The following is a 12,729-nucleotide window of genomic DNA, read 5'->3' as shown; positions in this document are numbered from 1 at the left end:
TTAAAGAGTGTCGAGCGTGGAATCAGAAGTCAGTCGAGTTCATCTCAGTCATGATCCACGCGCGTTGCACGACGATCCGTTACTGGATGGTCTGCTTGCCCTTTGCATGCTGCACCAGAAACCCGCCAGCGCGGCGATGCTGACCACCGGTCTGCCGCTGCCCAAGCAACGCCTGAGTGTCGAGCTGCTGCCCCGTGCGGCGGCGCGCGCCGGGCTGCAGGGGCGGGTGCTGCAACGCAAGCTGGAAGAGATTCCGGCCATCGCCATGCCGGCGCTGTTGCTGCTCAAGGATGGTCGCAGCGCTGTCCTGCTCGGCTGGCAGGGTGAGAACGAAGCCCGGGTGTTGCTCAGCGAAACCGACGGCGGCGAGTCCCTCGTCAACCGTGAGCTGCTGGCCGACGACTACCTCGGCAAAGTGTTCTTCGCCCAACCCCAGCACAAATTCGACGTCAACCATGGCACGCTGATCCCGCGTGCACGCTCGTGGTTCCGCGACACCCTCAAGCGCTCGCGCTGGCTGTACGTCGACGCCATCGCCGCCAGTTTCCTGATCAACATCATCGCCATGGCCGCGCCGCTGTTCGTGATGAACGTCTACGACCGCGTGGTGCCGAACCAGGCCGAAGCGACCCTGTGGGTCCTCGCGCTGGGCATCACTGGTGCCTACATTTTCGACCTGATCCTCAAAAGCCTGCGCAGCCTGTGCCTGGATCTGGCCGGCAAGAAAACCGACCTGATCATCTCCGCCACGCTGTTCGAACGCATCGTCGGCATGGCCATGAAGTACCGGCCGGCGCGGGTCGGCAGCTTTGCCCAGAACATCCATGAGTTCCAGAGCCTGCGCGACTTCCTCGCCTCGCTGACCCTGACCAGCCTGATCGACCTGCCGTTCACCCTCCTGATCTTCATCGTCATCGCCATTCTCGGCGGGCATCTGGTGTGGATTCCGGTGCTGGCCTTCCCGATTGCGCTGCTGATCGGCTACGCACTGCAGAAGCCGCTGGTGGCAACCATGGAGCGCACCATGGCGCTGGGGGCCGAGCGTCAGTCGAGCCTGATCGAAACCCTCGCCGGCCTCGACGCGGTGAAGGTCAACAACGCCGAAAGCGAACGCCAGTATCAGTGGGAACAAACCATCGGCACCCTCAGCCGTCTCGAGCTGCGGGTGAAAATGCTCTCCGGCCTGGCGATGAACATAACCCTGCTGATCCAGCAACTGGCCGGGGTGATCATGATCGTTTTCGGCGTGTACCAGATCATCGCCGGCAACCTGAGCATGGGCGGCCTGATCGCCTGCTACATGCTCAGTGGCCGCGCACTGAGCCCGCTGGCGTCGCTGTCCGGTCTGCTGACTCGTTACCAGCAGGCGCGGGTGACGATGACCTCGGTCGACCAGATGATGGAGCTGCCGCAGGAGCGCAATTTCGAAGAGCGCCCGCTGAGCCGCAAGGTGCTGCAAGGTGCGATCGAATGCCGTCAGCTCAACTTCACCTACCCGGATCAACAGAACCCGGCGCTGAAAAACATCAACCTGGTGATTCGTCCCGGCGAGAAGATCGGCATCATCGGCCGCAGCGGCTCGGGCAAGAGCTCGCTGGCCAAACTGCTGGTCGGCCTGTATCAGCCGGACGACGGCGCGTTGCTGGTGGACGGCGTCGATATCCGCCAGATCGACGTCAGCGAGTTGCGCTACAACATCGGCTACGTGCCGCAGGACATCCAGCTGCTGGCCGGCACCCTGCGTGACAACCTGATTTCCGGCGCCCGTTACGTCGAGGACGAGCTGGTGCTGCAAGCCGCCGAACTGGCCGGCGTGCATGAATTCGCCCGCCTGCACCCGCAGGGTTATGAACTGCAAGTCGGCGAGCGCGGGCAGAACCTGTCCGGCGGCCAGCGGCAGAACGTTGCCCTGGCCCGCGCTCTGTTGCTCAATCCGCCGATCCTGCTGCTCGACGAACCGACCAGCGCCATGGACAACACCGGCGAAGAGCGCCTCAAGCAACGCCTGGCTGCAGTCGTTGAAAACAAGACCGTGGTGCTGGTGACGCACCGTGCGTCGCTGCTGTCGCTGGTGGATCGTCTGCTGGTGATCGACCGCGGGCAGATTCTCGCCGATGGCCCGAAAGCCGCCGTGATGGAAGCGTTGAAGAAGGGGCAGATCAGTGTTGCTTAAGTCGGGTTTCAAGGATTCGATCCGTCGCTACTTCAAAGGCTCTGCCTCGCTGCAGGGCCAGCCGCTGCCGGAGGTCAACAAGGCCTTGATCGAGGACGCACCGCGTGTGGTGCGGCTGACGATCTGGGCGATCATCGGTTTCTTCGTGTTCCTGATGCTGTGGGCTAATTTCGCCGTCATCGACGAAGTGACCAAGGGCGACGGCAAGGCGATTCCCTCGTCGAAGATCCAGAAAATCCAGAACCTTGAGGGCGGTATCGTCTCCGAGCTGTTCGTCAAGGAAGGCCAGATTGTCGAAGCCGGCGCACCGCTGGTTCGCCTGGACGACACGCGATTCGCTTCCAACGTCGGCGAAACCGAAGCTGATCGCTTGTCGATGCTGCTGCGGGTCGAGCGCCTGAGCGCCGAAGTCGATGACCGTCCGCTGAATTTCCCGGAGGACGTGCTCAAAGCCGTGCCGGGTCAGGCCAAGAGCGAAGAATCGCTGTACGTCAGCCGTCGTCAGCAATTGCACGATGAAGTCGGCGGCTTGCAGGAGCAGTTGATCCAGCGTCAGCAAGAACTGCGCGAGTTCACCTCGAAGCAGGCGCAGTACCGCCAGCAACTCGGCCTGCAACGCCAGGAAATCAACATGTCCGAGCCGCTCGTGGCCCAGGGCGCGGTGTCGCCGGTGGAAGTGCTGCGACTCAAGCGTGCCGAAGTGGAAACCCGTGGTCAGCTCGACGCCACCACACTGGCGATCCCGCGTGCCGAATCGGCGATCAAGGAAGTGCAGCGCAAGATCGACGAAACTCGCGGCAAATTCCGCAGCGAAGCCCTGACTCAGCTCAACGAGGCCCGCACCGACCTGAACAAGGCCCAGGCCACCGGCAAGGCGCTGGAAGACCGGGTCAGCCGGACGCTCGTCACCTCGCCGGTGCGCGGCATCGTCAACAAGATGCTGGTCAACACCATCGGCGGCGTGATCCAGCCGGGCAGCGATTTGCTGGAAATCGTGCCGCTGGATGACACCTTGCTGGTCGAAGCGAAGATCCGTCCGCAGGACATCGCGTTCCTGCACCCGGGCCAGGAAGCCACGGTGAAATTCACCGCGTATGACTACACCATCTACGGTGGTCTGAAGGCCAAGCTCGAGCAAATCGGTGCCGACACCATCACCGACGAAGACAAGAAAACCACCTACTACATCATCAAGCTGCGCACCGATCGCAGCCATCTCGGCACTGACGAGAAGCCGTTGCTGATCATCCCGGGGATGGTGGCGTCGGTGGATATCATCACCGGCAAGAAGACCGTGCTGAGCTACCTGCTCAAACCGATCATCCGGGCGCGGGCCGAGGCGTTGCACGAACGGTAAATCTTCACGGACGCCTTTGCGGGACTCGCGAAGGCGTCCGTCGCAACAACACATCCCGTCCAGAAGTGACACAAATGGTCACTCACCATCCAGTCCATTCCTAAGCAATCGCCATATCGTTATTCGCTAACGGTATTTAAATTCCTCTTCTTATAGCTATAAAGTCGACCTCCTGCGTACCTGCCGACCAATCGGCGCGCCGCACGACACGAACCAACACGCAATCCAGCGTGAGTTTCTGATCGACGCGCGCGCCCTTGAGCGTGCCGTGCGTGGGAGATTGATTGATGTCCGCAGCTACTGCTACCCCAAGCGCCGCGACTGTCGCGCCGCAAACCTTCGAGATCCGCCCGTTCAGCGGTGCCGTCGGCGCCGAAATCATCGGCCTCGACCTGACCCGTTCGGTCAACGATGAAGACTTCGCCCGCATCCACCGCGCGCACCTCGATCACCACGTCGTGGTGTTCCGCGACCAGCGCATCACCCCGCAACAGCAGATCGATTTCAGCCGCCGCTTCGGCGTGTTGCAGATCCACGTGCTCAAGCAGTTCCTGCTGGCCAATCACCCGGAAATCCTCATAGTTTCCAACATCGTCGAGAACGGCCAGAACATCGGCCTCGGTGATGCCGGCAAATTCTGGCACTCGGACCTTTCCTATAAAGAGCTGCCGAGCCTCGGCTCGATGCTGCATGCCCAGGAGCTGCCGTCCGAAGGCGGCGACACCCTGTTCGCCGACATGCACAAAGCCTGGGACAGCCTGCCCGACGCGCTGCGCAAAGCCGTCGAAGGCCGTTCGGCTGCGCATTCCTACACCGCGCGTTACAGCGAAACCAAATTCGAAGGCAACTGGCGCCCGACCCTGACCCCGGAGCAATTGGCTCAGGTCGCCGAGGTCGTGCACCCGGTGGTCCGCACCCACCCGGAAAACGGCCGCAAGGCGTTGTTCGTCAGCGAAGGCTTCACCACCCGCATCGTCGGCCTGCCGGAGGACGAGAGCAAACAACTGCTCGATGAGCTCTACGCCCACAGCGTGCTGCCGCAGAACATCTATCGCCATCAATGGCAGCCCCACGACCTGGTGTTTTGGGACAACCGTTCGCTGATCCACCTTGCCGCCGGTTGCCCTGCGCACCTGCGCCGCAAGTTGTATCGCACCACCATCCAGGGCGACGCGCCTTTCTGATTTGCCGGAGATCCGATCATGTCCAAACGTCTTCCATTTGCGCCGCTGGCGGCGGCCATCGGCCTCGGTTTCAGCCTGATCGCCGGCAGTCTGGTGGCGCCGACCGTGGCCCACGCCGAAGGTGAAATCCGCATCGCCGAGCAGTTCGGCATTGTCTATTTATTGCTCAACGTGGTGCGCGATCAGGGACTGATCGAGAAGTACGGCAAGCAGGAAGGGCTCGACATCAAGGTCGACTGGACTCAGTTGTCGGGTGGCGCGGCGGTCAATGATGCGCTGCTTTCCGGCTCCATCGACATTGCCGGCGCTGGCGTCGGGCCGTTGCTGACCATCTGGGATCGCACCCATGGCAAGCAGAACGTCAAGGCCGTGGCCTCGCTGGGCAACTTCCCGTACTACCTCGTCAGCAACAATCCCAAGGTCAAGACCATCGCCGACTTCACCGAGAAGGATCGCATCGCGGTGCCGGCGGTCGGGGTGTCGGTGCAGTCGCGTTTCCTGCAATACGCGGCCGCCAAGCAGTGGGGCGACAAGGAATTCAATCGCCTCGACAAGTACACCATCGCCGTCCCGCACCCGGACGCCACCGCTGCGTTGATCGCCGGCGGCACCGAGCTGACCGGGCATTTCTCTAATCCGCCATTCCAGGATCAGGCGCTGCAGAACCCGAACGTGCACGTGGTGCTCAACTCCTATGACGTGCTTGGGCCGAACTCGCCGACCGTGCTGTTCGCCACCGAGAAATTCCGCAACGACAACCCGAAGACCTACAAGGCGTTCGTTGAAGCCCTGACCGAAGCCGCGCAGTTTGCGCAGAACGATAAAGGTGCGGCGGCGGACACTTACATCCGCGTGACCAAGGCCAAGATCGACCGCGCCGAACTGCTGAAAATCATCGACAACCCGCAGTTCGAGTTCAGCGTCACGCCGAAAAACACCTATCCGTTGGCCGAATTCCTCTACCGCGTTGGCGCGATCAAGAACAAACCAGAATCGTGGAAGGACTACTTCTTCCAGGACGCCAAACCGCTGCAAGGGAGCTGATCGACATGAACGCCCCCTTGCAAGGCCACGCGGCCAGCAACCCGATCGCCACAGCGCAGGCGCTGTTGGCGGTCGACCAGGTCAGCCTCGAATACCGCACGCCGCAACGCGTCGTGCGCGCCACACACCAGGTCAGTTTCGAAGTCGACCAGCAGGATCGCTTCGTGCTGCTCGGCCCGTCCGGTTGCGGTAAATCGACGTTGCTCAAAGCCGTCGCCGGGTTTATTGCGCCGTGCGAGGGCGAGATCCGTCTGCAAGGCCAGCGCGTCGACGCGCCGGGGCCGGACCGGATCGTGGTGTTCCAGGAGTTCGATCAACTGCCACCGTGGAAAACCGTCAAACAGAACGTGATGTTTCCGCTGCTGGCTTCGCGCACGCTGAAGAAAAAGGAAGCCGAAGAGCGTGCGCTGCATTACCTGGAAAAGGTCGGCCTGGCCGCGTTCGCCGATGCCTATCCGCACACCTTGTCCGGCGGCATGAAGGCGCGGGTGGCGATTGCCCGGGCGCTGGCGATGCAGCCGAAAATCCTGCTGATGGACGAGCCATTCGCCGCGCTGGATGCCCTGACCCGCCGCAAGATGCAGGAGGAGTTGCTGCTGCTCTGGGAGGAGGTGCGTTTCACCCTGTTGTTCGTCACTCACTCGATTGAAGAAGCGCTGGTGGTCGGCAATCGCATCCTGCTGCTGTCGCCGCATCCGGGGCGGGTGAGGGCGGAAGTGCACAGTCATCAATACGATCTGCAAAGCCTCGGCGGTGTGGCGTTCCAGGAATCGGCGCGGCGCATTCATCGGCTGCTGTTCGATGAAGGGCAGTCGCCGGAAACCGAGCGCGAGCACGATTTCAACGACATTCGCATCGCTTATTGAGCCACCCGGAGGATCGCCCGATGAGCCATTCATCATCCGTACGTCAAGAATTCGAAATTGATTTGCAGCCGCTGACCAGCGTCCCGGTGGAGCGCGAACTACCGCTGGGCCAGCGCCTGTGGCAGCAGGGCTGGCTGCGCAAAAGCGTGATCCTGATTCTGCTCGCGGTGCTCTGGGAAGTGGTGGCCCGGGTGCAGAACAATGATCTGCTGCTGCCAAGCTTTTTGCAGACCAGTCATGCGCTGTACGACGGCCTGCTCAGCGGCGAGCTGCTGGGCAAGGTGTGGATCTCGCTGGTGGTGCTGCTCAAGGGTTACTTGATCGGTATCGTTCTGGCATTCGCTTTGACCACGCTGGCGGTTTCGACCCAATTCGGCCGGGACCTGCTGAGTACCCTGACCTCGATGTTCAACCCGTTGCCGGCGATTGCGCTGTTGCCGCTGGCGTTGCTGTGGTTCGGCCTGGGCCAGAACAGCCTGATTTTCGTGCTGGTGCATTCGGTGTTGTGGGCGCTGGCGCTGAACACTTACGCCGGGTTTCTCGGCGTCTCGGAAACCCTGCGCATGGCTGGGCGCAACTACGGTTTGAAGGGCATGCGCTTCGTGCTGTTCATCCTGATTCCGGCGGCGCTGCCGTCGATCCTCGCCGGGCTGAAAATCGGCTGGGCTTTCGCCTGGCGTACCCTGATCGCCGCCGAACTGGTGTTCGGCGCCACCAGCGGCAAGGGTGGTCTGGGCTGGTACATCTTCCAGAACCGCAACGAGCTGTATACCGACAAGGTGTTTGCCGGTCTGGCCGTGGTGATCCTCATCGGTCTGCTGGTGGAGAACCTGGTGTTCGACACGCTGGAGCGGGTGACGGTGAAACGCTGGGGAATGCAGCGCTGATTGTTTGATCTGCTAGCATTGCGTCCGAATCAATCCTGATCGGTCACGAGTGCTCAGCATGCAACTCCCGGACATGAACCTGTTGGTCGCCCTCGACGCCTTGCTCGACGAGGGCAGCGTGGTCGGCGCCGCGCGGCGGATGAACCTCAGCCCGGCAGCCATGAGCCGCACGCTGACGCGAATCCGCGAAGCCATTGGTGATCCGATTCTGGTGCGTGCCGGCCGGGGGCTGGTGCCGACGCCCAAGGCGCTGGAACTGCGCGAACAGGTGCGCGATGTGGTCGAGCAGGCGGCGCTGCTGTTTCGCTCGGCGGATGCGGTGGAACTAGGCACCCTGCGCCGGCGTTTCAGCATTCGCGCCAACGATTTTTTCGTCGGCGTGTACGGCGGCAAGCTGTTCGACACCCTCGATCAACTGGCGCCGCACTGTGAATTGCGCTTCGTTCCCGAGGGTGACGGCGACGATGAAGCCTTGCGCGAAGGGCGAATCGACCTGAGTGTCAGCAACACGCGTCCGGTGACCCCGGAAGTCAAAGTGCAGAACCTGTTTTCCACCCACTTCGTCGGTCTGGTGCGCGAGGATCATCCGCTGCTGGATGGCGAAATTACCGCCGAACGCTATGCCGGGTTTTCCCACATCAGCATGTCCCGCCGGGGCATCGCCCGTGGGCCTATCGACACCGCCTTGAATGCCTTGGGGCTGGAGCGGCGAGTCGCGGTGATCGCGCCAAGTTTCCACGCGGCGATGTTCGCCCTGCCGGACTCCGACCTGATCCTGCCGGTGCCCAAGGAAGCGCTGCTCAGCGTGCGGCGACTGGGATTGAAGCTGCGCTCGTTCGACCTGCCGATCCCGTTGCCGACGCTGATGCTGACCCAGGCCTGGCACCCGCGTTTCGACAAGGACCCGGCCCACCGCTGGCTGCGGGAAACTCTCAAGACCTGCTGCGACGAAACCTGGCTGGCGGCGCAGCCCTGACGATTGCGTCTGACGCACTTATAAGCTGTCAACAAGTCAATTTTCGTCAGTTCTAAGCCTTACTAAGATGCTCCGGTATTTTTCCCTCCGGAGTTTGCCTGCATGACATCCCTGACGGTTACGGCGCCGATTGCCGCTGCCGCTCCGATGGCCGCCGCGCCCCCGGTGTTCGGGGCGCGGATCATCATTGGCCTGGTCGGCGTACTGCTGGCGGTGCTGGTGTCGGGCCTCAACGAGATGGTGACCAAGGTCGCCCTGGCCGACATTCGCGGCGCCCTGAGCATCGGCTACGACGAAGGCACCTGGCTGGTCGCCAGCTATACCGCGACTTCGGTGGCGGCCATGGCGTTCGCGCCGTGGTGCTCGGTGACCTTTTCTCTGCGTCGCTTCACCCTGTGCGCCATCGGCGTGTTCACCCTGCTCGGGGTGCTCTGTCCGTTCGCCCCGAACTACGAAAGCCTGCTGCTGATGCGCATCCTGCAAGGCCTGGCCGGCGGCGCGTTACCGCCGATGCTGATGACAGTGGCCCTGCGGTTTCTGCCGGCCAATATCAAACTGTACGGCCTTGCCGGTTACGCCCTCACCGCCACGTTTGGCCCGGGTCTCGGTACGCCGCTGGCCGGGTTGTGGACCGAGTACGCCGGTTGGCAGTGGACGTTCTGGCAAATCATCGTACCGTGCCTGATCGCCATGGCCGCTGTCGCGTACGGCCTGCCGCAGGATCCGCTGCGTCTGGAGCGCTTCAAGTCGTTCAACTGGAAAGGCCTGTTGCTGGGGTTTCCGGCGATCTGCATGTTGGTGATCGGTCTGTTGCAGGGCAATCGTCTGGACTGGTTCGAGTCGAACCTGATCTGCGGTTTGCTCGGCGCTGGTTCACTGTTGCTGGTGGCGTTCCTGATCAATGAATGGTCGCAGCCGATTCCGTTTTTCAAGTTGCAGATGCTCGGCATCCGCAACCTGTCGTTTGCGCTGATGACGCTGGCCGGGGTGCTGGTGGTTTTGCTGGCGGTGGTGCTGATTCCATCGAGTTATCTGGCTCAGGTGCAGGGTTACCGGCCGGTGCAGACCGCACCGATCATGTTGCTCGCGGCGTTGCCGCAACTGATCGCGCTGCCGCTGGTGGCGGCGTTGTGCAACCTGCGTTGGGTCGATTGTCGCTGGGTGCTCGGCATCGGCTTGAGCATGTTGACGCTGTCGTGCCTGGGCGGTTCGCAGCTGACCTCGGAATGGATTCGCGACGATTTCTACGTCCTGCAATGGCTGCAGATTTTCGGCCAGCCGATGGCGGTGCTGCCGTTGCTGATGCTGTCGACCGGCAGCATCCAGCCACAGGACGGGCCATTCGCCTCTGCATGGTTCAACACCGTGAAAGGCCTGGCGGCGGTGGTCGCCACCGGGGCCATCGAGGCGCTGACCACGGCGCGCCTGCATTTTCACTCGACGATGCTGGTGGATCGCCTCGGCAACTCGCCGCTGGCCGCGAGCAACGACCCGGGCCTCGCCCATCGCCTGCACGAACAGGCCGTGGTGCTGACTTCTTCGGATCTTTATCTGTGCATGGCTGGCGTCGCAGTGACGCTGATCCTGCTGATTTTCTGGCTGCCGACGCGGATCTTTCCGCCGCGCGCGCCGACTTGACTGAAACAGAAGGTTTTTATGACGACTCAAGCAAAGCAAAAACTCGCGGTGGCCGTGGCCGCCGCTCTGGCGGTCGGTGTGCTGGTGTATCTGGCGATGCCCGGCCTGTTCGGCAAGCGCACTCAGCAGAACACCAACGACGCGTTTGTCTCCGCCGATTTCACCTTGGTGGTGCCGCGTGTGGCGGGGTTCATCAAGGAAGTGCTGGTGGAAGACAACCAGCAGGTCAAGGCCGGGCAGTTGCTGGCGCTGATCGATGACCGCGACCTGCGCGCCGCCGCCGAAGCCGCCGATGCGCACACCGTGGTCGCCCGCGCTCAATTGCAAAACGCCAAGGCCACGCTGGAGCGGCAGACCTCGGTGATCGCTCAGGCGCAGGCGTCGGTGGTCTCGGCCAAGGCTGAAATGGCCTTCGCCCAGCAGGAACTGAACCGCTACAACCACTTGGCCGGCGTCGGTGCCGGCACGGTGCAGAACGCGCAGCAGGCGCGCACCCGGATCGATCAGGCCTCCGCTCGACTGGACACCGCCACGGCAAAACTGGCCGCGGAACGCAAACAGGTCGAGATTCTGACGGCGCAGCGTGATGCCGCCGAAGGCAGTCTGAAACAGGCACAGGCGGCGCTGGAAATCGCCAGTTTCGAGCTGTCCTATACGCGCATCACCGCGCCTCAGGACGGCATGATCGGCGAACGCGCCGTGCGGGTCGGCGCCTACGTGACGCCGGGCAGCAAACTGCTGGCGGTGGTGCCGTTGAAACAGGCCTACGTGGTCGCGAACTTCCAGGAAACCCAGCTCACCGACGTACAACCCGGGCAAGACGTGCAAGTGCGGGTCGACAGCCTCGGCGGCGAAGCCCTGAGCGGTCGCGTCGAAAGCATCGCCCCGGCCACCGGCGTGACCTTCGCCGCCGTGAAACCGGACAACGCCACCGGCAACTTCACCAAAGTCGTGCAGCGGATTCCGGTGAAAATCCTGCTGGAACCGGGCCAGCCGCTGGCCGAGCGCCTGCGCGTGGGGATGTCGGTGGAGGCGAGCATTGATACCAAAAGCTCGGCGGCGTCGGTGCGTGAGGTGACGCAGCGATGAAGCGCTTTCAATCTCTGACGGTTGTTCTCAGTCTGTCGACGCTGGCGGCGTGCACCGTAGGCCCGGACTTTCAGAAGCCCGAAGCCACGCAGATTGCCGACTGGGCAAGACCGTCCAGGTCCGCCCCCAGCCAGGCCGTCAGCGAACCCCTGAACGAGCGTTGGTGGGAGGTTTTTCACGACGCGCAACTCTCAGCCCTGACCCAGCGCGCCGTGAGCAGCAACCTAGACCTGCAACTGGCCAGCAGCCGCCTGCAACAAAGCCGCGCCGCCCGCCAGGTGATCACCGCGGACCGCTATCCGACGACTGCTGCCAGCGGCAGTTATGCCCGCAAACGCAACAGCGGCGAAGGCCTGAGCGACCCGTCCGGGCACAACGGCGATTCCGCCTTCAACCTGTGGGACGCCGGTTTCTCCGCCTCTTGGGAACTGGACTTCTGGGGCCGTGTGCGCCGGGAGACCGAAGCCGCCGATGCCAACCTCGAAGTCGCGGAAAACGACCGTCGCGGCGTGCTGCTGGCGGTACTCGCGGACACCGCGCAGAACTACATTCAGTTGCGCGGCGTGCAGAACACCCGCGCCGTCACCGAGCAGAATCTCGATGTCGCGCGGCACAGCCTGAAACTCTCGCAACTGCGGTTGAACGACGGCGTGGCCACCGATCTCGACGTCGCCGAAGCGGCCGCGCAAGTGGCGGCCATCGAATCGCGGCTGCCGGCGCTGGAGCAACGTCAGGCGCAACTGATCAACGCCATCAGCCTGATGATGGGTGAACCGCCGCAAGCCCTGAGTAAAGAGTTATCCACAGACGCGCCGGTGCCACAGTCGCCGCTGGAAGTCGCCATCGGCCTGCCGTCGCAACTGGCCGAACGCCGTCCGGACATCCGCCAGGCCGAAGCCCGGTTGCACGCCGCCACCGCCAATATCGGCGTGGCCAAGGGGGATTTCTATCCGCGCATCACTCTGTCCGGCAATCTCGGCTCGCAAGCCATGCAGCTCAGCGATTTCGGCTCCTGGGGCTCACGCGCCTTCGGCATCGGTCCGCAATTCAGCTTGCCGCTGTTCGACGGCGGTCGCTTGCGTGGCGTGCTGCAACTGCGCGAAGCCCAGCAGCAGGAAGCCGCCATCGGTTATCAACAGACCGTTCTGCGCGCCTGGCACGAAATTGACGACCAGTTGACCGCCTACAACGCCAGCCAGCGCCGCCGCGACAGCCTCGCCGAAGCCGTGCGCCAGAACCAGATCGCCCTGCGCACCGCGCAACAGCAATACGTCGAAGGCGTGGTCGACTTCGTCAACGTCCTCACCGTACAAGGCGCACTGCTCGCGACCCAGGAGCAATGGGTGGAAAGCTCCACCGGCGTTTCACTGGCGATGGTCGGGTTGTATCGGGCGTTGGGCGGGGGATGGGAGTCGGTGTATCCGGTGGGGGAGATGGCGCAGCGTTGATTCTCGCACTTGAATGATGGCCTTTCGCTTGACGCTAATCCCCGCTGTCGTAGACTCCGAGCATCCG

General features: G+C 62.9%; 10 protein-coding genes. All 10 read left to right on the top strand.

Going from position 1 to position 12,729, the window contains the following annotated elements:
• Positions 1-16 precede the first annotated feature (16 nt).
• Positions 17-2,173, top strand: coding sequence for a type I secretion system permease/ATPase (locus tag AC1RME_RS13350; protein WP_096823037.1), 2,157 nt, complete (start codon positions 17-19; stop codon positions 2,171-2,173).
• Entirely contained in the window at positions 2,163-3,530 is a 1,368-nt protein-coding gene (locus AC1RME_RS13345) for an HlyD family type I secretion periplasmic adaptor subunit (protein WP_096823036.1), read from the top strand. Before AC1RME_RS13350 ends, AC1RME_RS13345 begins: the two co-directional genes overlap by 11 nt.
• Positions 3,531-3,817: 287 nt before the next feature.
• On the top strand, positions 3,818-4,714 hold the full coding sequence (locus AC1RME_RS13340; protein ID WP_096823035.1) for a TauD/TfdA dioxygenase family protein: 897 nt from the start codon (positions 3,818-3,820) through the stop codon (positions 4,712-4,714).
• 18 nt (positions 4,715-4,732) lie between these two features.
• Positions 4,733-5,758, top strand: coding sequence for an ABC transporter substrate-binding protein (locus AC1RME_RS13335; protein WP_096823034.1), 1,026 nt, complete (start codon positions 4,733-4,735; stop codon positions 5,756-5,758).
• Between the two features lie 5 nt (positions 5,759-5,763).
• Positions 5,764-6,624 carry an ABC transporter ATP-binding protein gene (locus AC1RME_RS13330; protein ID WP_085712610.1) on the top strand — a complete coding sequence of 287 codons (861 nt, stop codon included), beginning with the start codon at positions 5,764-5,766 and terminating at the stop codon, positions 6,622-6,624.
• A 20-nt stretch (positions 6,625-6,644) separates the two neighbouring features.
• The gene (locus AC1RME_RS13325) at positions 6,645-7,511 is read left to right on the top strand and encodes an ABC transporter permease (protein ID WP_096823033.1); all 867 of its coding nucleotides are present in this window, start codon (positions 6,645-6,647) and stop codon (positions 7,509-7,511) included.
• Between the two features lie 58 nt (positions 7,512-7,569).
• Positions 7,570-8,487 carry a LysR family transcriptional regulator gene (locus AC1RME_RS13320; RefSeq protein WP_011331856.1) on the top strand — a complete coding sequence of 306 codons (918 nt, stop codon included), beginning with the start codon at positions 7,570-7,572 and terminating at the stop codon, positions 8,485-8,487.
• Positions 8,488-8,589: 102 nt separating this feature from the next.
• Positions 8,590-10,125 (top strand): MFS transporter, encoded by a 1,536-nt coding sequence (locus tag AC1RME_RS13315; RefSeq protein ID WP_096823032.1) that lies wholly within the window; start codon positions 8,590-8,592, stop codon positions 10,123-10,125.
• Between the two features lie 18 nt (positions 10,126-10,143).
• On the top strand, positions 10,144-11,214 hold the full coding sequence (locus AC1RME_RS13310) for an HlyD family secretion protein (RefSeq protein WP_096823031.1): 1,071 nt from the start codon (positions 10,144-10,146) through the stop codon (positions 11,212-11,214).
• On the top strand, positions 11,211-12,662 hold the full coding sequence (locus AC1RME_RS13305; protein WP_096823030.1) for an efflux transporter outer membrane subunit: 1,452 nt from the start codon (positions 11,211-11,213) through the stop codon (positions 12,660-12,662). Before AC1RME_RS13310 ends, AC1RME_RS13305 begins: the two co-directional genes overlap by 4 nt.
• The last annotated feature ends 67 nt before the right edge of the window (positions 12,663-12,729 follow it).

Source organism: Pseudomonas sp. GW822-FHT03F08, assembly GCF_058801265.1.
The sequence above is the reverse complement of the archived record's forward strand: the minus strand, read 5'-3'. Positions and strand labels throughout refer to the sequence as shown.

Coding starts and splice junctions, on each gene's coding strand:
- AC1RME_RS13325 (WP_096823033.1), top strand. CDS start 6,645: ATGAGCCATTCATCATCCGTACGTCAAGAATTCGAAATTGATTTGCAG.
- AC1RME_RS13310 (WP_096823031.1), top strand. CDS start 10,144: ATGACGACTCAAGCAAAGCAAAAACTCGCGGTGGCCGTGGCCGCCGCT.
- AC1RME_RS13340 (WP_096823035.1), top strand. CDS start 3,818: ATGTCCGCAGCTACTGCTACCCCAAGCGCCGCGACTGTCGCGCCGCAA.
- AC1RME_RS13315 (WP_096823032.1), top strand. CDS start 8,590: ATGACATCCCTGACGGTTACGGCGCCGATTGCCGCTGCCGCTCCGATG.
- AC1RME_RS13305 (WP_096823030.1), top strand. CDS start 11,211: ATGAAGCGCTTTCAATCTCTGACGGTTGTTCTCAGTCTGTCGACGCTG.
- AC1RME_RS13320 (WP_011331856.1), top strand. CDS start 7,570: ATGCAACTCCCGGACATGAACCTGTTGGTCGCCCTCGACGCCTTGCTC.
- AC1RME_RS13330 (WP_085712610.1), top strand. CDS start 5,764: ATGAACGCCCCCTTGCAAGGCCACGCGGCCAGCAACCCGATCGCCACA.
- AC1RME_RS13335 (WP_096823034.1), top strand. CDS start 4,733: ATGTCCAAACGTCTTCCATTTGCGCCGCTGGCGGCGGCCATCGGCCTC.